Source organism: Candidatus Hydrogenedentota bacterium (assembly GCA_019695095.1).
In the GTDB taxonomy this organism is placed as follows: domain Bacteria; phylum Hydrogenedentota; class Hydrogenedentia; order Hydrogenedentales; family SLHB01; genus JAIBAQ01.
This window is the reverse complement of record JAIBAQ010000025.1, coordinates 27,529-46,579: the sequence shown is the minus strand read 5'-3', so window position 1 is coordinate 46,579 and position 19,051 is coordinate 27,529. Positions and strand designations below refer to the sequence as shown.

Genomic DNA, 19,051 nt, shown 5'->3' with positions numbered 1-19,051 from the left:
CGCTACTTGGACTACACCCAAATCCCGGAAGGCCACGCTCCTGGCGCGTTGACGCCCTACGACCGGCATCCTACTGCACAGTTGCATGAAGCGGTAGCGAAACGAATCGTGGAGGATCTGAAAATCGCGCATCAAGAATCGCCTACGGCCAACGCAGAGTGACCTTGATGAAGCAACGTCCGTGACGAATCGCGAATTGGCAAGTCGGTACGCAATTGAAGTAGTATCCCGCCGCGCACGAGAGGGGATCGTGTCAAGAAGTTGCAGAGCTGCTGGCTAGCCGGCGAATGGGGGCTATTTCACCAGAATTGACGACGGGGATTAAGACACGCTACTGAACTACGGCGTTGTTCCAAGCGGCCAGGCCGCGCAAGGCCATACTTCAGCTATTCGTGTTTGAATCGCGTGGACCTTCGCGAATGGATCGGACCAATACCGATTTTCTGCGGAAGGACATTCGTTCGTTGTATCAATCCCCGAGCCACTTCCCCCGTCGATGGCTTCTGCCTGCACGGATCCGCATTCCAAAGGAAATGCGGAAAGAAGGAAGTACGGCTAATGAAATCCCATTCTCTATTTCCATTCGCCGCAGTCACCACGCTCGCCATTACCCTCCTCTGTGTCGCGGCGCCGGCCCTTGAAGGTACCTTTGCGATCGGAGCCGGGCCAACCCACACGGCCTGGGTCGGCGCCGGAGTCTCTGAGCCGCGCGACGGCCTTTGGACAGCGTTGAACCCAGCAGCGATTGTCGACCTAAACCGTCGCCTGGACCTCTCGATTGCCGGTATCCTTACGGACATAACCATGTACCCGCGCGGCATTGGCGCTAACCCGCTGCACCGCGAGATTCCCGACGAAGACCTCTACGGCACTGGCACCGCGTCGCTCGTTGTGCCCACGCAATGCGGCACGTGGAGTGTCGCCTTCTGGACACCCTCAGGTGTGGGCGTCACATTTCCGCACTCGCGAAACCTGTTCTCCATGCTGCTCGGAAACCGCGACCGGCGACTCACATACGAACACGCACGTCTCGGCGCGGCCTACGCCTACGAGTTCGACAACGGCTGGGCATTGGGCATCGAAGCGCATGCCAGTATCTCGCGATTCAGGACCGATCATCTCACGTTGAAACTTACATCGGCTCAAGCGGACTATGACTATGATGAGGCGCTGGGCGGAGGTTTAGGCATTGGAGTGTACAAGACGTGGGAGAAACTCAGTTTTGGCGCTTCGTACCACAGCCGCGAGTGGGTCGACGAATTCAACGAGTACGACGACCTGCTGAAACACAGCGTCGATCTGCCTCAGTACTTTCAGACCGGTATCGGCTATGAAGTCGCGCCGTGGTTGACAATCATCGCCGATTACAAATGGATTGACTGGTCAGGCGTATCACAGCACGGCGATGCGCCCATGGGCGACGCCGCCGAACTGCTGTCGATGAATCCTGTCGCGGGCGGCTTTGGACGCGAAGATCAACACATCGTGAAACTCGCCTTCGAAAGCCCTCTCAACGGCAAATGGATCGTGCGCGGCGGCTATTCGCGCGCCCTGACCGACGTGATTCCGGACGATCAAGTGTTTCTGAATTCTCTCGTGCCCACCCTGACCCGCGACCACTTCGCACTCGGCGCCGCGTACAAAGTCAATGATCGATGGGAGATCCAAGCTACGTGGCTCCACGCCGTCGACCGCGAAATGGAAGAGAACGGCCGGGGCGACTTGCTTTCGAAACTGGGCAAGGGAAGCCGGATTGAATCTGGATCGGACGAAATTCTGCTCGGCTGCTCGTATACGTTCTAGCGCATTTTCGCGTTCTACAGTTTCGACTCAGAACCCTTCCGACATTTCATGAAGTGATATAGCCCTCTAGTCGCGTTTGTCGTCTCCGGATGCGTAGAATACGCAATCGCGATTGGCGGCGTATCCCCTTGATGGCGTGCGCGGTCGAGAGTACTTGGACAGGGGTCGTCGCATGGATCGTTGGACCACAGAAGCCCACCACAGACCGCGTCGCCGTCTTCGTGAGTTCGCTTTAGGACTGGCGCTCTTGGCAGTAACCTCTGCGTGTCCACCAAGCGAGTACGGGCAAGCGCCGTTCGACGACGTTCGCGACTATTCCAAAGACCTACCCGTCTTCCCCGGCGCAGAAGGCTTCGGCGCGACCACTCCGGCGGGACGCGGCGGCCTGCTTATCCGTGTCACCACGCTCGCTCCCGATGGCCCCGGCTCGCTACGAGAAGCTCTTGATTATGCAGGCCCGCGTGCGGTCATTTTCGAGGTGTCGGGAATCATCGAACTTGATTCTCCGCTCGTCATACGAGAGCCATTCGCAACCATCTCGGGACAGACGGCGCCGTCGCCCGGAATCACGCTGTCTGGGGCGGGTCTCATCGTCCAGACACACGACGTCTTGATGCAACACCTTCGCATCCGTGTCGGCGACAATCCGGATAGTCAAGCGGGCGACCAACGGGATGCCCTTGGATTGATAGGCGCGCCCGAGGGAACGCCGGAAGTCTTCAACGTTGTGGTTGACCATTGTTCGCTGAGCTGGGCCACCGACGAAAACGTTAGCACGTGGTATCACGGCGTCCACGATGTCACATTTCGACACTGCATCATCTCCGAGGGTCTCTCGCATTCCCTCCACCCCGAAGGGGAACACTCGAAAGGGATGCTCATCGGCGATCACAGCCGGCGAATTGCAGCCATTGGGAACCTCTTTGCCCACAACACGGAGCGTAACCCGCTGATCAAGGGCGATGTCAGCGCCCTGATTGCAAACAACCTCATATTCAACCCAAAACGCTTCGCGATACACCTCAGCGATCCCGAGAACTCGGGAGTATCGATGGCCACCATCATCGGCAATGTCCTGGTCCGAGGTAAGGACTCTAATCCCGGCATGGGGATAATTAACCTCCTCCTTTCCGCAAAGCCGGGCACGGTCGTATATGCCCGCGACAACGCCGTGCGCAAATCAGGCCCCCTCTCACCTGTTGCTCCGCTGGGAAATGACGACGCCATTCCCGTTTTACTATCCCCGCTAACACTCCAACCCACGAACGCGGTCACAAGTTGGGTCCTGGAACATGCGGGAGCGCGGCCTACAGACCGCGACAGTGTTGATGCCCGCGTTGTGAAAGATGTAAGTGACGGTATGGGGCGAATCATCGACAGCCCAACTGACGTGGGCGGCTTGCCCCCAACCACACCTGCTAGCCGCACGCTGTCCCCGCCCGCGAATCCGAATGCCGATGATGACTCCGACGGCTACACCAACCTTGAGGAATGGCTGCACGCTTTTTCGACTCCCCTCGACCCCATGCCGTGACCGTCCGCACGTCGTCTATTGCGCCCGTCGCATTCCCCATTGCGGTTTTCCCGGGTTGTGCCGACTGTAATGCGAACTGAATAATGCAGAGCATGGGGAGAGCTACTAATGGACAGGTCGGACGCCGTACTTCTTGAACAATGGCAACGTCACCGCGACGCGGACGCGTTTGCAGAATTGGTACAACGGCACCTTGGCATGGTGGTTGCCAGTTGCAGGCGTATTGTGGGCGATCCATCACTGGCGGAAGATGTTGCACAAGAGTGTTTCGTCGCGCTCATGAAAAGCCGCGAGTCGGTGCGCGTATCGCTCGGAGCATGGCTGCACAAAGTGGCCGTTCATCGCAGCATCGACTGCTTACGCAGCGATATCCGACGCCGGAAGCGCGAAGTCAGCTATGCCAACGACGCGCCTGCCGAGACCAGTTCCGACGCGTCGCACAGGGAAATCCTGTCCGCGGTGGATGAAGCCATCATCGAATTGCCGGAACACGTGCGCATTGTCGTGGTCGGGCGCTTCTTGGAGAATCGCACGCATGCAGACTTGGCGCGGCAACTAAACATGTCGGAGGCCAACGTTCGTTTTCGTGTCGATAAAGGCGTCAATCAGATTCGCGCCGCCCTGCGCAAGAAGGGAGTACTCACTTCGGCAACCGTCTTGGTCACAGTGTTGAGCCATCCGGCGGAGGCCGCTCCGGTTGAATTGGCGGGATCTCTCTGCAAGCTGGCAGCCTCGGGGACCATTACCGCGCCGCTCGCCGCGGGCATCGCTTCCAGTGCCTTCGTTAAGTTGGCCGCGTCGCTGCTTGTTCTCACCGCAGTCGGGGCGGGGTACTGGGCAACTGTCCACAACGACTCCGTACCCAATGCGGTGCGCGCAAACGTTGCACCCAGCCAGTCCACGGATACATCCCTACCGAAGCGCGCGGAAAACAACAGATCCTCAGATGCAGAACCTCGCAATGACGCCGCGGATTCAAAAGCAGCGATGCCAGATGCGAGCACCGTGGTTTCACAGCCTTTCTGCATCACGGGCCGTATCACCGATGCAGACACAGGGGAAGCCATTGAAGGGGTCAACGTCTACGTCTATCAGTCCATGTATAGCGACGCAATTGGTCAAAACATACTCAGCGATGCAAACGGCGTTTACCGAGTGGCTCCTCTTCCTGACGGCCAGTACATGCTCTCCCTGGGAGGGTTAGAACGTTACCCTGATGACAAAGATCGAATTCGCACCAGCGTGACGGTACAAAACGGCAAACCTGCAACTGGAATCGACTTCATTCTCCATAAGGGCCTGCCCGTGGCAGGAACGGTTCTGGACACATCGGGCAACCCCGTCGCTGAGGCCAAGGTGGCGGCAAGATCTGCGGATTCCAACTCTTTCAATACCATCACTGCTCAATCGGAATCAGACGGAAAATTCCTGCTGTACGCCCCCACCTCTATGGACCGCGTCAGCCTTCAAGCGCGAAATGCAACGATGGAAAGCACTCTTCAAGAAAGTATCGTCTTGGGAAAGGACGGTGTTAACGACCTCGTCTTGAAACTCGACCAACCCAAGAGCGCGTCGCTGAGTGGCAGAGTAATCGACGGGAACAGTGACCCCATACAAGGGGCGCAGTTGTACCTGCTGCGCAAAGACGAAAGCGTATTCGGCGTAGAGGAATCCGCAAGCACAGACACCAAAGGGCAGTTCCGATTCGCCAATCTCCCCCCAACGGAATTCGCCGTAGTCGTAACACCGCAATCTGCGAACGGATTCAGCACGAACGAGGAATACCTCCGGGTGAAACTGCTCCCCGGTGAGAACCGATCCGGCATCGAAATCACGTATGGCGAAAGTGGCGGCCTTTCCATAGAAGGCCGTGTTGTGGACAAGAACAAGCAGCCGGTCGTAGGTGCGCGGGTGTCGTGCATTGCGGCAAACGCGGAAACGGTATACTCGGACTCGCAAGGCAAATTCCGGATTACAGGGCTCGACGATCGCGAGTATCAAGTCTCAATCGAACGTGAAGGCTTCTCACAAACGCGAGAGACTGTCGATGCCGGCGCGACCGGCATAGAAATTGTCCTGCGAGGACATGGCCAACTTCAGGGCCGCGTGGTCGCCGAGGACACGGGGGCTCCGATTCAGGCCTTTTCACTGGGGTACTTGCTCGGACAGTCGCAGACTCTCAATGAGATGATGTTTTCGTGTGTGCAACCCTATCAGAGTGTGGACGGTACATTCTCGCAGGACCACGTCTCATCAGAGACAATTACGGTCGTCGCATTGGCACCGGGATACGCCCCCGTGTGGCAATACGTCGATATAGGGGAAGGTTCTCCCACGGAAATCGAACTCCGCCTAAAACCAAGTCCACGCGTTTCTGGTATCGTCGTGAACGAAGCGGGTGAACCTATCGACGGAGCCTACGTGTATTACGTCTCGGATGTGTCCGCCGATCGCATGGACCGCGCGGCAGCCGCGCGCACCGATGCGCAAGGCCGGTTCACGGTGGATAGCCTGCCTATCGACATCACTCGCCTCTATGCCTACCAAGCGGGATATGGTGTCGGCGAGTCTGCGCTAACTGGACAGAATCGTATCGTCCTCCCCGCGCAATCCACTATTGACGGAATCGTACATCAAGACGGAACAATTCTGGATCTCGTGGTGGACCTCCGTTACCCCGGTAACCGGACGCTGCCGCGTATGCGTCAAAACGTCTCGAAGTCAGGAAAGTTCCGGTTGGTGGGACTCTCAGCCGGTCCCGTCGAACTGTGCGTGCTTCCCAATCGAGGTGAGTCTCATCGACTCATAAAGAACTTCGAACTGAAGGCTGGTGATTCACTTTCGATGGAATTCACGTACACACGCGGCACGGGCTCTCTGGACGGCCATATTCTCAATGAAGGGGAACCCGTCGCCAATACCTACGTGAGACTCGTGCACGCATCCGCCGATTACACGGAGCAACTGAGCGGTACAACAGATGTAAACGGCAGTTTCCACTTTGACCGCGTATGGGCTGGCGAGAGCATGCTCATGGTCTACCGCGAGAACTCAGACAATCCCTATGAACCCAACTGGCACGAAGTCCCTTTCACGCTCCAAGAAGGCCAGGCCGTCAGTCAGGATATCGATCTTTCTACATCTAAATCGTAGTGGAGGTATCTGGATGACGGGTGTTGCGCCCCATTTCTTCAACGGCGGCGAATGATGTCTTCACTTGGGAAGGCTGCCGGTAGCGCGTAGCAACCAACGGCCACACTTGTGCGCCACATCCACCGGCTCAACAAACATCATAGGACACGCCCCGCGAATCACTTTTATCCCGCGCTCTTCACAAAACCGGACTGCTTCTTCGGAGACGCTCGTACCCAGCATTCTGAACGACTGATGCATCCACAACAGATCAATCCCGAGTTCCGCGCACTGCCTGGCCACAGACATTGTGGCCTCCGGTTGCGTAACCGTTACAACCGCTTCGGGCAATTCGGGAATCGACTTGAGGTCCGGGTAGCACACCTCCCCCTCCACCACTTCCGATTTCGGATTCACGGCGGACACCACATATCCCGAATCACTCAGCTTTCGATAGATTGCATTTGCCGGACTTCCCTTGCTATCACGCGAAACACCCGCAACCGCAATCCGCTTCCGCGAAAGGAATTCACGTATCAGCGGAGGCACCAAAGCTTGCATCAGCTAGTCTCCCCTTTACCGACCTCATGTTGCACCCGTTGCCCCCCCAGACAGTGTGGTTCCACATCACAAAAAAGTTCAAGCGGGAGGACCTCATTGCATACGGCAACCCTTATCTACCGACCGATTCCGTGATACAAAACGATGACGTTAATACGGAATCCGACACGACAAGGATGTCCAACAAAAAAAAGACAACGATAGACAGGCAATGCCAGGCACTTTTGCGTTTTGAGGAGACTTTTCGTCTAAGATCGCGCAAATCTAACCATTCGTAAATTATTATGCAACAATGATTTGTTTAGTTATAAGGAATAAGAAACCTTGCTCAGAGACGGTATTGACAGATTTCAGACGATCTGGTATAAATGTGTTACGACAACGATGTCATACCGGCGAAATCCCCTAACCGGTTGGGGGTACTCACCGATTGACCTCCGAGTCAGACCTCTCAAGAGACGGTCGCGCTGAAGGCGTTCCACTCTTGAGTATGCGTTGTGGTTGCGGAGTCATCATTGAAAAGAAAGGGAGATGTCATGAAGAAGAGAGGTTTCACGCTCATCGAATTGTTGGTCGTGATCGCCATCATCGGTATCCTGGCGGCAATTCTGCTTCCGGCGCTGGCCCGCGCCCGCGAAGCCGCCCGCCGCGCAAGCTGCGCAAACAACTTGAAGCAATGGGGCCTGATTTTCAAGATGTACGCCAACGAGTCCAAAGGCGAGAAATGGCCATTCGCCACTATCTACTGGGACTCGTCAAATGGACAGAGCAAGGATTCGAAATACATCCCGATGGGTGTGTATCCCGAATACCTTACCGACCCCAACATCCTCATTTGTCCGTCCGATGCTCAGGCGAGCGTTGACGATCTAAAGGATGCGAACGGGAACTATTGCTTCACGACGACCTGCACAGATTTCTCCGAAGGCGATACTCAGAGCTACTTCTACATCGGTTACATGCTGGACAAGATTGGCGCAAATGATCCCACCCTGGCAGCCGTATATCCTGGTGTGAGTTCCCAATTTGCCGCAATGTTCCTCACGGTCGATGATATTACAAGCACGACCTGGGTTTCGGCAGAAGCTATGTGGGGCGACCTCGAGCAGGATCTCGACCTGACCAGCGTTCCCACGGTCGTCGCCCTGAACGCCGTGGTCGGTAACGGCGGTGGCACAACCATCTACCGCTTGCGCGAGGGTGTCGAACGTTTCCTGATCAGCGACATCAACAATCCTGCCGCATCGGCAAGCGCCCAGAGCGAGAATTTCGTCATGTGCGATCGCATCTCCAACGAAATCGCCGATTACAACCACGTCCCCGGTGGCGGCAACGCCCTGTATATGGATGGTCACGTCGCGTTCCAGAAGTATCCCGGCGACGAAGGCCCATTCAGCAAGCCTGTCGGCCTGTTCTTCTCCATATAATCAAAGGCCCCGCTTGCGCGCAAGGTGTCACATGACGCCGGGCGTGTGAAGCGGCAAGCTAGACAGATTCAAAGAGCGATGCTCCCCCCGGCAACAGCCGGGGGGAGCATTAATTGTTTGGCGTAAGCCCCCGGCAGTGACGGGGCAAGGGGGGCGCCCCGGAAGAATGGTCACTCGCGCAAGCCGTCCGGGCGACGCAACCGGCGCAAACGTCAGTGGACATGGTTCTAGCCCTCGTATGAAACGCCCCGTATACATGCGCGAGTTCGTTGCACTCGGTCGAGGCAAGACGGGGATGCGGCGGATGGAGGGCGTGGCGGATTCGCAGGAGTTGCGGAAAGGTGGGTATGCCACACCGCAGCGGTTGAGGGACGGCGCGTGAAGGACAGACAACCACTTGTCATTCTGAGCGTAGCGAAGAATCTGGCTTGAACACAGTAGAAAGTGGAGTGCAGCTCCCGGTGGTTGGCGTAGTGCGTTAGTTGCCAGGTCCTTCGCTTCGCTCCTAAGAAACGGATCGTGTAAGTTGCTTTCGCCCTTACAGGGCTCACGTTGATTGGGGGCTGTAACCTGGGGTTTCGATTTACGTCGTTGCCGCGAATCTCACCCCAAGCTAGAGTCTGCCGTGCCTACGGCACTCAAGAGAAGAGGCCGTCCGCTTGGCTTCTGTTTCTACCACTGATATGCCACACCGCAGCGGTTGAGGAACGGCGCTTGAGAGACAGACAACCATTTGTCATTCTGAGCGTAGCGAAGAATCTGGCTTGAACAAAGCAGAAGGTGAACGCAGCACCGGATGGTTGGTGCAGTGAGTTTATTGCCAGATCCTTCGCTTCGCTCCTGAGAAACAAGCCGAGTCTCTTGCATGTGGTGCTCCTTCAGAGCGGCTATTAGGGTGGGCTGCTGACCTGGGGCGGCGTCCTCCTTCGCCCCTCGACTGCGTCTTGGGGCTTCGGAGGACTCTGCCCCAGGCTATTATGTTCTGCGCCGTGCGGCGCGCAAGAGGAACAGACGGTGTGAGTAGTGAACGAGATCACATGTTGTCCGATGCCGAGTCAGGGCCGACTCCCTGCCCGTCGTTTCTATCACCAAAACCCGCGCTCGCGCGGTTCCCCCGCTCAGGATGACAAGAGGGGATGCTGGCAGGTTGTTCCGCTCAGGATACCCAAGTGGGTCGCGCTACGAATACACGTCGCGGCGAGTTGCGTCCACCTCATACTTCTATTTTCCCGCCTTTCGCAGTCCGCAAGTCCCTCGTTTCGCGAGGTTGGTGTCGCTATCGTGGCATGCCCACCGCTGCGGAGAGTGCAACGGATTTGCGCATATAGATAGGAACGCATGGCTGGGAGACCCTGCCACAACATTTGGCGGTCGTTAGGAGTGGTCCGCCGCGGCGGACCAGGAGACTCTGCCACAACATGGGAAGTCATACGCGTCTGGTTGATCCTCTTATCGGCGTTAATCGGTGTTCATCTGTGGTTGAGTCAATTTGGTTGCGGTCATGCCGCGCTGTGCGTCCCTTGTGTTCTTTTGCGGCAGGTCCCTGCATTGCGTTTCGTGCCTTCGCCCTGTACCTTCTTATTGGTAATTGCGGACACGCGGGATCGGGGGACACAGTCAACGCGTCCGTTTGTCCAATCGAGCACGGTAGGGGAGGATACGTATGTTTCGGGCATGGATTGGGGCGATGGTGGTTGGGGTGCTGGCGTGTCTGCCTTCGTTTGCGGACTCGACGGTCCTGGCGGATTTTGAGGACACCGATTACGGCGCGTGGAAAGTGACCGGCGACGCCTTCGGCACGCACCCGGCGCGCGGAACGCTCCAGGGCCAGATGGACGTGACCGGTTTCAAAGGCAAAGCCCTCGTGAATTCCTTCCACAACGGCGACGGCGCTACCGGCACGCTTACCTCTCCCGAGTTCGTTATCGACAAGCCCTGCATCAGCTTCCTTATCGGCGGCGGCAAGTACCCCGGCGAAACCTGCATGGACTTGTTGATCGACGGTAAACAAGTTCGCACCTCGACAGGTCCGAACGATGTGCCTGGCGGTTCGGAACGGCTCCGTTGGCAGTCGTGGGACGTTCGCGAATTCGCCGGAAAGAAGGCCACAATCCAAATCGTAGACAAGCGTACTGGTGGTTGGGGGCATATCAACGTGGATCAGATCGTGTTGGGGGACGAACCGATGAATAGCGAGCAGCGGCGTAGTATCCAGATCGACAAGCCTTTTCTGAATCTGCCGATTAAGAATGGGGCTTCGAAATCGCTGTTGCGCGTTCTGCGCGGTGACGAGATTTTGCGCGAGTACGACATCGAGTTGACCGATTCGACTCCGGACTTTTGGGTAGCCATCGACATGACGGCGTTCAAAGGCGATACGCTGACCCTGTGGGCCGACGGTTTGGAGACCGACGCAGCCCTCAAACAGGCCACACTCGCGGAATCGCTTATAGGCGGAGAAAACCTGTACCAGGAGAGACTCCGTCCGCAATTCCACTTCTCGCCACAGCGCGGATGGAACAACGATCCGAACGGACTCGTCTACTACAAGGGCGAGTATCATCTGTTCTTTCAGCACAATCCCGTTGGTTGGAACTGGGGAAACATGACGTGGGGTCACGCGGTCAGCAAGGACCTTGTGCACTGGACCGAGTTAGGCGATGCCATTCACCCCGATAAACTTGGGACCATCTTCTCTGGTTCCGCCGTCATTGATGAGGCCAACACGACGGGATTCAAGACTGGCGACGAGTCTCCGATTGTGTGTGTCTACACGTCGGCAGGCGGAACGGGCCGGTGGTCGGAAGACCAACCGTTTACGCAGTCGCTCGCGTACAGCAACGACCGCGGCCGCTCCTGGACCAAGTATTCGGGCAACCCGGTGCAGGCGCATATCAACGGCGGCAACCGCGACCCGAAAGCGTTTTGGTATGCGCCGGGCAATTGCTGGGTGATCGTGCTCTATCTCGACGACAAGCGCATGGCCATCTTCAATTCGCCGGATTTGAAACAGTGGACACAGCAAAGCGAGTTGACGTGTTTCCACGAGTGCCCCGAACTCTTCGAACTGCCCGTCGACGGCGATGCCAACAACAAGAAATGGGTGCTCTACGGCGCGTCAGGCGAGTACTACATCGGCACGTTCGACGGCAAGACCTACACGCCCGAAACACAAATACTGCCCTTCCAGTTCGGCAACTGCTTCTACGCGTCGCAGACCTATAACAACATCCCTGTCGAGGATGGCCGCCGCATCCAGATTGCTTGGGGCACCATCGGCGACCAGTCGATGCCCTTCAATCAAATGATGGATTTCCCCGTCGAACTGACCCTTCGTACGACGTCTGACGGCGTGCGGATGTGCGCGTGGCCCGTTCGCGAGATCGAGTCGCTCTACGCAAACAAGAAGGAATGGAAAGACGTTGCGCTTTCCGCGAACTTGCTCGAAGGAGTCCAGGGCGACTGCTTCGACATTGAGGCCGTTCTTGTTCCCGGCGACGCGAAAGAGGTAGGTTTCATCGTTCGTGGCATTCCTGTCCAGTACGATGTGGCCAAGGAGCAACTGACCTGTGCCGACAAGTCCGCGAACGTAAAGCTCGAAAACGGCGAACTCTCACTGCGCCTGCTCGTCGATCGGATGTCTATCGAAATCTTCGCACAGCGCGGCGCGGTCTACATGCCTATGGGTCTTCATTTCGACGAGTCAAAGCAGGCCTTGGAGGTAGTCTCCAAGGAGGGCAAGGCCCAAGCCAAGTCACTGGCGGTGCGCGAACTGCGGTCGGCTTGGACGCAGTAACTCGGCGTATCCAAAGAGGTTAGGCGTCTCCCTTGACAAACGCATCTTGTTAGACTATGCTTCGGACACGAGTCCGGTACCGTGTTCGGCACGGAATTGGGCGGGTTACGGGCCCCCGGCCAACATGTGCGGCTGGTTGGAATCGGGGCTGGGGCGGGGTGCCGCAGACCGGCGCATTAAGGCATTTACCGTGCACAAACGCGTGGTGGTTATAGATACGGGCTACGATTCCTTTGACCAGGAGCAGGCCATTTTGGGGGCTTCGGGCTATTCCCTGGACGTCTTTCCGGGGGATCGGCACGACTGGGCTGGCAAAGCGGCCTTTGCCCACGGGGCCGACGGGTTGCTGGTCAGGTGGACGAACGTCAATGACGCCTTTCTCGATATCGCGACGACCCTGAAAGCGATTGTCCGGTACGGGGTGGGTTACGACAACATCGACCTTGCCGCAGTCACCGCGCGGGGCATTCCCGTCTGCAACGTTCAAGGCTACGCCAATCACTCCGTATCGGATCACGCGCTGGCACTCATCTTCGCCTGCGTTCGCGGCCTTCGCGCGGGCATGGCGGGTTTGCGCCCGCACTACGCCGCCGCCCCAACGTTTCACATGCCCGAGTTGCACGAGTTGACGCTGGGCATAGTCGGTCTTGGCCGTATCGGCGGCGCCCTGTGCGCCAAGGCGCGGGCGTTGTTCGGAAGCGTGGTCGCGTGCGACCCGTATATCCCGCCGACGCGCTTCTCGGAGCTCGGTGTCGAGTCATTCTCGTTGGAGCGGCTCCTGGACGTTAGCGACGTCGTAAGTCTCCACTGCAATCTCACCGACGAGACGCATCATCTAATCGACGCTAAAGCGCTGGGCGCCATGCGGCCCAACGCGATTCTTATCAATACCGCGCGAGGACCCGTCGTGGATGAAGAGGCCCTGACGGAGGCGCTTACGTCGGGCCGCGTTTTTGCCGCGGGCCTCGACGTATTCGAAGACGAACCGCCCAAATCGAATCGAGACGAGATGCTTGCGCATCCGCGTGTGGTTGCCACGGGGCATTATGCGTGGTACAGCCAACGCGCAAGCCGCGAGCTGCAACGCCGCGCAGCGCTCAATCTTGATGCATTGCTTCGGGGGGAACTTCCCGAAGATTGTCTGAATAAGAACGTGATTCGAGTATGTAGTGCGTAACCAAAACGTGTGTGAGGAAGCTCATGGCGTGTACGGTCAATGACATTGCGCGCGTGGCTGGAGTGAGTCGCTCAACGGTATTGAGGGCGCTCTCAGGCAAGCCGGACATTTCCATCGGAACGAGGGAACGCATTCAATCCCTCGCCACATCCATGAAATATCGTCCCAACTATATTGCCCGCAGCCTGACCCATGGAAAGACCAACCTGGTCGGCGTGCTGGCAAAACCCAGCATCTACTACGCGTCACATACGGGTATCGAGGCGGTGGAGCGCGGATTGCGCGCGGGCGGATATTCCACGCTGCTGCTCATGAGCGAAAACGAAACGGGCAAAGACGACTCGGTGCTCGATCGCCTTATGAAGAATCGCGTGGACGGCGTCATCGCCGTTCCTGGGGCGATGACCGATCCCGAGGCTTTTCGAGAGTTGATCGAAACCGGCGCCAAGCTGGTGATTCTCGACAGCCAAATCGACGGAGTTTCCGTTCCTCAGATCACGGGGGACAACTACGGAGCGGGGAGGCTGGCGGCTCAGCATTTGATCGATCTGGGGCATCGGCGAATTGGCTATCTGGGTATTCCCCGGATTACCACGGTTGGAAAGCAGCGATTGAGGGGCGTGGAAGACGCGTTTTCCAGTTCGGGAATTCTGCTGGACCGGCGCTTCTTTGTGGAAGTCGATTTCAGTGAATCCGCCGCCGAAGCGTGTGTGGCAGACATGCTTAAGGCGAAGGATCGCCCGACGGCATTGCTCACGCGTCATGACGTGGTGGCGCGCGGGGCGATGCGCGCGATATTCGCGGCGGGGCTGTCGATTCCCCGAGACATTTCGCTCGTGGGGAACGGAGATATGCCTGGCACCGATATGCTTCGTGTTCCGTTGACGACGGTTCGTTTCCCGGCGAAGCAGATTGCCGATCTGTGCGTGCGCACGCTTCTGGATATGTTGGCAGGCAAAGAGGTGCCTCAAGGAACCACGAAGCTGGGCGTTGAACTGGTGGTTCGCGAATCGACTGCGCCGCTGGAATGAGCGGGGAGAATTTGTCCGGCGACACATCACGGTAGGAGGAGGGGGCATGAGTGCTGCGATGAAGATGGCAGGGAAGCGGGCGCTGGTATCCGGTTCGGGCACGGGAATCGGACGCGAGATCGCGCTGGAATTCGCGCGCCAAGGTGCGGATGTGGTGTTGCACTACGCGCACAGCGACGCCGGCGCGAAAAGCGCCGTTGAAGAGATTGCCGCCATGGGGCGGAGGGCTGCGGCATTTCGGGCGGACTTCGATAACGTGGATGACGTTGAAGCGCTGGGTAAATCCGCGCTGGAGTTTCTGGGGGGTGTGGATTGCCTCGTGAACAACGCAGGCATCACCTTTAACAAACCCTTTCTGAAGGTCACGCGAGAGCAATTCGACCGGATGTATCACGTGAATATCCGGGCACAGTTCTTCCTCACGCAACGCATCGTTGAAGACATGATGGAGCACGGCGGCGGCGCCATCTGCAACATCACGTCGATTCACGGCGTACAGGGTGCGCCGGAACACTCGGTATACGCGGGCACCAAGGGCGCAATCATTGCGTACACGCGGGCGCTTGCCGTCGAATTGGCGCACAAAGGCATTCGAATCAATGCCATCGCACCCGGCTGGGTCACGGTCGAAAACTACTACAAGGTACTACCCGGCTTCAGCGAAGTGGGCGCCAAGAAGGATGCCGCCGAAAAGGTGCCGTTGGGACGTTCGGGGGTGCCGTTGGATATCGCCAAATTGGCGGTGTTTCTGTGCTCCGAAGATGCCGGGTATGTGGTCGGGCAGACCATTGTCGCGGATGGAGGCACCACTTCGTTGATGTCGTTGATTTCCGATTTCCGCAACGAGTCTTCGGCTCGTTTCGGAACGGGATACCTGCCGGGAATCTGATTCAGCACTGCACGGGCATGAACGGTTGACGTTGGAGAACTACTGAGGGGAGGGAGTCTCATGGGCCCAGGCAAGCAGGCCGCCGGTAACGGCGAGTCCAAGCTGTATGCATTTGCCGTCGCGTTTGTCGCATCCGTAGGAGGGTTCCTCTTCGGATACGACCTGGCCATTGTTTGCGGGGCCAATCTCTATTTGAAAGAGGTGTTCCAACTCACGGAAGTGGGATTCGGTTTTGCCACGGCAAGCGCTTCATTGGGTTGCATCATCGGGCCGTTCATCGGCTCGTGGTTGTGCGACGCGATTGGACGAAACAAGACCATGATGGTTGCGTGCGCGTTGTTGGGCATAGGGTCCATCTTCACCGCGATTCCGAATGATATCGTTACATTCAATGTCTTTCGCATCGTCGGCGGCGTGGGCGTTGGACTCTGCTCCGTGGCCTCGCCCATGTATATTTCCGAACTCGCGCCGCCGAGGATGCGCGGCGGACTCGGGGTTATGTACCAGCTCGCCATCGTGGTGGGTAGTGTTGCGGCGCCCTTTGTCTCCTTCTTAATTGTGAAATACACCCCTGAAGACGTGTGTTGGCGTTGGATGTTCGCATCGGAACTGCTTCCCGTCGCCGTGTTTATCGTCCTGCTTGCGATGCTGCCTGAAAGCCCGCGTTGGCTTGCGAGCCGTGGCCGTCACGAGGAGGCCCAGGCCATCCTCACGCGCGTCGACGGACCTGCATCGGCGGAGTCCGAAATGGCGGCCATTCGCGAATCGCTCCAAGAGGACACAGGCAGTTGGTCGGACCTGTTTGCTCCGGGTATGCGCTTTGCCCTTTTCATCGGACTCATGCTCGCGATCTTCAACAATTGGACCGGTTGGAGCGTCATGGGTGGTTACATTCCCATGCTGTTTGAAGCATCCGGCTTGCAGGACCGCTCCATTGCATTCTTGCAGTTTGCGGTGACCTATGGATTCATGGGCATTGTCACTGCGATTGCGTGTTGGACGGTCGACCGCGTGGGGCGGCGTCCGCTGTGGTTATTCGCTTCGGTTCTTATGGCTATTGTGACCGCGTTGGCCGGAGCCGTCTTCCACTTCCACCTTAGCGGTGGCCTTGTGTTGCTCGTGATCATTCTTTGCACCATTCCCCACGGGTTGGCTCTTGGACCGCTGCCGTGGCTGATGATGTCAGAGATTTTCCCAACGCGTCTGCGCGCCAAAGCGGTATCGATTACGACAGCGTTTCTATGGTTCACCATTCTCAGCGGGACGTGGGTGTTTCCCATCATCACGGGCTATTCAACGCGCATGACCGGTTCTGTCGGCGGCGCGTTCTGGTTATTTACCGTAGTCTGCATTTTCTCTTTCTTCTTCGGCCTGTGGGTCTTGCCGGAGACAAAAGGACGTACCTTAGAAGAGATATCGGCTTCGTGGAAGCGTAAGCAATCCTGATTGAAAGGGAGGGTCTCGCCATGAAGAGTCGCAGAGAGTTTCTCGAAGTGTCCGTGAAAGGCGCCGGCGCTTTGTATATGGCGGCTGTGGCGTCTCCAGCGTTAGCCGCCGAGGCACAGGCGGGCATAGTGCCAATTCCCAAGGCCAGACTCATTGAAGTGCTCACCAAGGTTGGCAAACCGCCACGGGTGATCACGAACCCCGATGGCACTACCGTGCTTCTGCTTCCCTACGGCGGCCGCGTTCTTGGGTTGTTTGCGGTGGGTAGCGAAGAGAATTTCTACTGGACACATCCTGCGCTCGCTTCGGTTGATACGGCCAGAGAATTCTACGCAAGCACGGCATGGAAGAACTCCGGCGGCGATCGCACCTGGCTCGCGCCGGAAGTGGACATCTTCTTGCCCGAGTACCCGGAAACATCCACTTACTTCCAACCTCGCGAGTTGGATCCCGGCAATTACAGCGTCGTGGAGCAGGACGGAAGACAGTATCTCGTCAACGAGCTGAAACTGCATCTGTCGCGACCCAACCGCGACGTCGAGCTTCGCATCTCCAAGTGCGTAGTCCCTGCGGCGAATCCCCTGCGCTACGAGAAGAACGTCGATCAGTCGGGCGTCGCGTATGCGGGATACACGCAGTTAACGCAGTTGGAATTCATCAAGACGCAACGTGAACTTCTGGGCGCGGACAAGTCGGAGACGCCCCAGGTCGGTTTATGGAACCTTGTGCAGATGCCGCACGGCGGCGACCTGGTCATTCCAGTGTATAGCAAGACGACGCCGAAGATTTGGTTCGGGGAGATATCGGGGGACGACCTCATTGTCGGTGACCGGCTCATTCGATACAAGATGCGCGCGCAAGGCGAGCACAAGCTGGGTGTGCGAGCCATCGCGACAGCCGGCCGTGTCGGATACCTGTACAACACGGGCGACGTTTCCTCGCTTATCGTGCGCAACTTTACGGTGAACCCTTCGGGCGACTACGTCGACGCGCCGTGGAAAGACCCGAACGATCTTGGATACTCCACTCAGGCCTGCAACGTAAACAGCTCGCTGGGAGCGTTCAGCGAACTCGAGTACCACATCCCCGCTATCGGCGGGACCGGCGCGCTTCGATGCGACGATGCCGCGCAAGTCTGGGCATTTCGTGGACCCGCGGACCGTGTGCTGAACATCGCGCATACGCTTTTGTCCGCGGACGTGTAGCGCGGAACTTGGAAGGACATATGAACTCGAAATCGGATAAGGCCGTAGTTACGTTTGGCGAGTTGCTGTTGCGGCTCGACCCGCCCGCATTTCAGCGATGCACCCAGGCAGAGACGTTCACCGCGCGCTATACCGGCGCGGAGGCGAACGTGGCCGCTTCGCTCGCCGAATTTGGCATCGAAGCCTATGCCGTATCCAAAGTGCCCGAACACGAGATTGGGCAGGCCTGTGTGAATTACCTGCGCCGGTTCGGCATACGCACGGACTTTATTGTGCGCGGGGGCGATCGCCTTGGCATTCTTTACGTGGAAACCGGGTTTTCGCAGCGCCCATCCAACGTGATTTACGACCGCAACCACAGCAGCATTCGCGAGGTGACTACGTCCGAGTTTGACTGGAAGGCCATTCTTTCGGGCAAACAGTGGTTCCATTTCTCGGGTACCGCGCCCGCACTCGGCGCGAACGTCGTTGCCGTACTCGAAGACGCATTGGATGCGGCGCGGGCTGTTGGGGTTGTCGCAAGCTGTGACTGCAATTACCGCAGCAAGCTGTGGAGTCCCGAGGAGGCCGGCCGCGTACTCTCCAGATTGATGGGACGTGTAGACGTTCTCATTTGCGGCATTGAAGACGCGCGAAAGTTGTTTGGAATCGAAGCGCCGGCGGGACTTGCTGGCGACGAGGCGGCGCATAGCGCCTATGTCGCCGGGCAATTGCGCGACCGATTTGGCTGCTCGCACGTCGCCATGACGCTGCGCGGAGGGCAGTCGGCATCGCTGACGCAGTATGCGGGAATGCTCAGCGGTCGTGATGGAAACGGTTTCAGCAAGACATACGAAATAGAAGTCGTTGACCGCGTTGGAGCCGGAGACGCGTTTGCGGCGGGCATCATCTATAAGCTGCTGCTGGGCGCGTCCGTTCAGGATGCTGTCGAGTTTGCCGCCGCATCCGCATGTCTCAAGCACACGATACCCGGTGACTTCAATTTGGTGAGTCTTGCCGAAGTAGAGCAATTGCTCGCGGGCGGCCAGGGTGGCCGCGTACAGCGTTGAG

Annotated in this window: 13 protein-coding genes; 12 read left to right on the top strand and 1 reads right to left on the bottom strand. The window is 57.8% G+C overall.

Annotation, left to right across the window (positions count from 1 at the left end):
• Positions 1-558: 558 nt before the first annotated feature.
• From K1Y02_06645 to K1Y02_06635, 3 genes are all read left to right on the top strand, one after another.
• Positions 559-1,803, top strand: coding sequence for a hypothetical protein (locus K1Y02_06645; protein MBX7256023.1), 1,245 nt, complete (start codon positions 559-561; stop codon positions 1,801-1,803).
• A 172-nt stretch (positions 1,804-1,975) separates the two neighbouring features.
• Complete coding sequence (locus K1Y02_06640; protein MBX7256022.1) at positions 1,976-3,337, top strand: right-handed parallel beta-helix repeat-containing protein; 1,362 nt, start codon at positions 1,976-1,978, stop codon at positions 3,335-3,337.
• Between the two features lie 108 nt (positions 3,338-3,445).
• Positions 3,446-6,490, top strand: a complete 3,045-nt coding sequence (locus K1Y02_06635; GenBank protein MBX7256021.1) for a sigma-70 family RNA polymerase sigma factor — start codon at positions 3,446-3,448, stop codon at positions 6,488-6,490.
• Between the two features lie 60 nt (positions 6,491-6,550).
• Here K1Y02_06635 and K1Y02_06630 read toward each other — a convergent pair whose 3' ends face one another.
• Positions 6,551-7,030: a CoA-binding protein gene (locus K1Y02_06630; protein ID MBX7256020.1), complete on the bottom strand. Its 480-nt coding sequence runs from the start codon at positions 7,028-7,030 to the stop codon at positions 6,551-6,553.
• A gap of 536 nt (positions 7,031-7,566) precedes the next feature.
• On the opposite strand from K1Y02_06630, the gene K1Y02_06625 reads away from it, so the two are divergent.
• The 9 genes from K1Y02_06625 (at position 7,567) to K1Y02_06585 (ending at position 19,050) form a co-directional block, all read left to right on the top strand.
• Positions 7,567-8,457 (top strand): prepilin-type N-terminal cleavage/methylation domain-containing protein, encoded by an 891-nt coding sequence (locus tag K1Y02_06625; GenBank protein MBX7256019.1) that lies wholly within the window; start codon positions 7,567-7,569, stop codon positions 8,455-8,457.
• 166 nt (positions 8,458-8,623) lie between these two features.
• Positions 8,624-8,839, top strand: a complete 216-nt coding sequence (locus K1Y02_06620) for a hypothetical protein (GenBank protein MBX7256018.1) — start codon at positions 8,624-8,626, stop codon at positions 8,837-8,839.
• A 1,281-nt stretch (positions 8,840-10,120) separates the two neighbouring features.
• On the top strand, positions 10,121-12,253 hold the full coding sequence (locus tag K1Y02_06615; GenBank protein MBX7256017.1) for a glycoside hydrolase family 32 protein: 2,133 nt from the start codon (positions 10,121-10,123) through the stop codon (positions 12,251-12,253).
• Between the two features lie 124 nt (positions 12,254-12,377).
• Positions 12,378-13,430: a C-terminal binding protein gene (locus K1Y02_06610; GenBank protein ID MBX7256016.1), complete on the top strand. Its 1,053-nt coding sequence runs from the start codon at positions 12,378-12,380 to the stop codon at positions 13,428-13,430.
• A 23-nt stretch (positions 13,431-13,453) separates the two neighbouring features.
• Positions 13,454-14,461 carry a LacI family transcriptional regulator gene (locus K1Y02_06605; GenBank protein MBX7256015.1) on the top strand — a complete coding sequence of 336 codons (1,008 nt, stop codon included), beginning with the start codon at positions 13,454-13,456 and terminating at the stop codon, positions 14,459-14,461.
• Between the two features lie 58 nt (positions 14,462-14,519).
• The gene (locus tag K1Y02_06600; protein ID MBX7256014.1) at positions 14,520-15,350 is read left to right on the top strand and encodes a glucose 1-dehydrogenase; all 831 of its coding nucleotides are present in this window, start codon (positions 14,520-14,522) and stop codon (positions 15,348-15,350) included.
• 60 nt (positions 15,351-15,410) lie between these two features.
• On the top strand, positions 15,411-16,796 hold the full coding sequence (locus K1Y02_06595; protein ID MBX7256013.1) for a sugar porter family MFS transporter: 1,386 nt from the start codon (positions 15,411-15,413) through the stop codon (positions 16,794-16,796).
• Positions 16,797-16,816: 20 nt separating this feature from the next.
• Positions 16,817-18,001, top strand: a complete 1,185-nt coding sequence (locus tag K1Y02_06590) for a hypothetical protein (protein MBX7256012.1) — start codon at positions 16,817-16,819, stop codon at positions 17,999-18,001.
• A gap of 20 nt (positions 18,002-18,021) precedes the next feature.
• A complete protein-coding gene (locus tag K1Y02_06585) occupies positions 18,022-19,050 on the top strand; it encodes a sugar kinase (GenBank protein ID MBX7256011.1) in 1,029 nt (342 codons plus the stop codon).
• The last annotated feature ends 1 nt before the right edge of the window (position 19,051 follow it).

What these genes read in the sequence shown, in the direction of transcription:
- K1Y02_06645 (MBX7256023.1), top strand. Translation starts at nt 559, where the DNA reads ATGAAATCCCATTCTCTATTTCCATTCGCCGCAGTCACCACGCTCGCC.
- K1Y02_06640 (MBX7256022.1), top strand. Translation starts at nt 1,976, where the DNA reads ATGGATCGTTGGACCACAGAAGCCCACCACAGACCGCGTCGCCGTCTT.
- K1Y02_06635 (MBX7256021.1), top strand. Translation starts at nt 3,446, where the DNA reads ATGGACAGGTCGGACGCCGTACTTCTTGAACAATGGCAACGTCACCGC.
- K1Y02_06630 (MBX7256020.1), bottom strand. Translation starts at nt 7,030, where the DNA reads ATGCAAGCTTTGGTGCCTCCGCTGATACGTGAATTCCTTTCGCGGAAG.
- K1Y02_06625 (MBX7256019.1), top strand. Translation starts at nt 7,567, where the DNA reads ATGAAGAAGAGAGGTTTCACGCTCATCGAATTGTTGGTCGTGATCGCC.
- K1Y02_06620 (MBX7256018.1), top strand. Translation starts at nt 8,624, where the DNA reads ATGGTCACTCGCGCAAGCCGTCCGGGCGACGCAACCGGCGCAAACGTC.
- K1Y02_06615 (MBX7256017.1), top strand. Translation starts at nt 10,121, where the DNA reads ATGTTTCGGGCATGGATTGGGGCGATGGTGGTTGGGGTGCTGGCGTGT.
- K1Y02_06610 (MBX7256016.1), top strand. Translation starts at nt 12,378, where the DNA reads ATGTGCGGCTGGTTGGAATCGGGGCTGGGGCGGGGTGCCGCAGACCGG.
- K1Y02_06605 (MBX7256015.1), top strand. Translation starts at nt 13,454, where the DNA reads ATGGCGTGTACGGTCAATGACATTGCGCGCGTGGCTGGAGTGAGTCGC.
- K1Y02_06600 (MBX7256014.1), top strand. Translation starts at nt 14,520, where the DNA reads ATGAAGATGGCAGGGAAGCGGGCGCTGGTATCCGGTTCGGGCACGGGA.
- K1Y02_06595 (MBX7256013.1), top strand. Translation starts at nt 15,411, where the DNA reads ATGGGCCCAGGCAAGCAGGCCGCCGGTAACGGCGAGTCCAAGCTGTAT.
- K1Y02_06590 (MBX7256012.1), top strand. Translation starts at nt 16,817, where the DNA reads ATGAAGAGTCGCAGAGAGTTTCTCGAAGTGTCCGTGAAAGGCGCCGGC.
- K1Y02_06585 (MBX7256011.1), top strand. Translation starts at nt 18,022, where the DNA reads ATGAACTCGAAATCGGATAAGGCCGTAGTTACGTTTGGCGAGTTGCTG.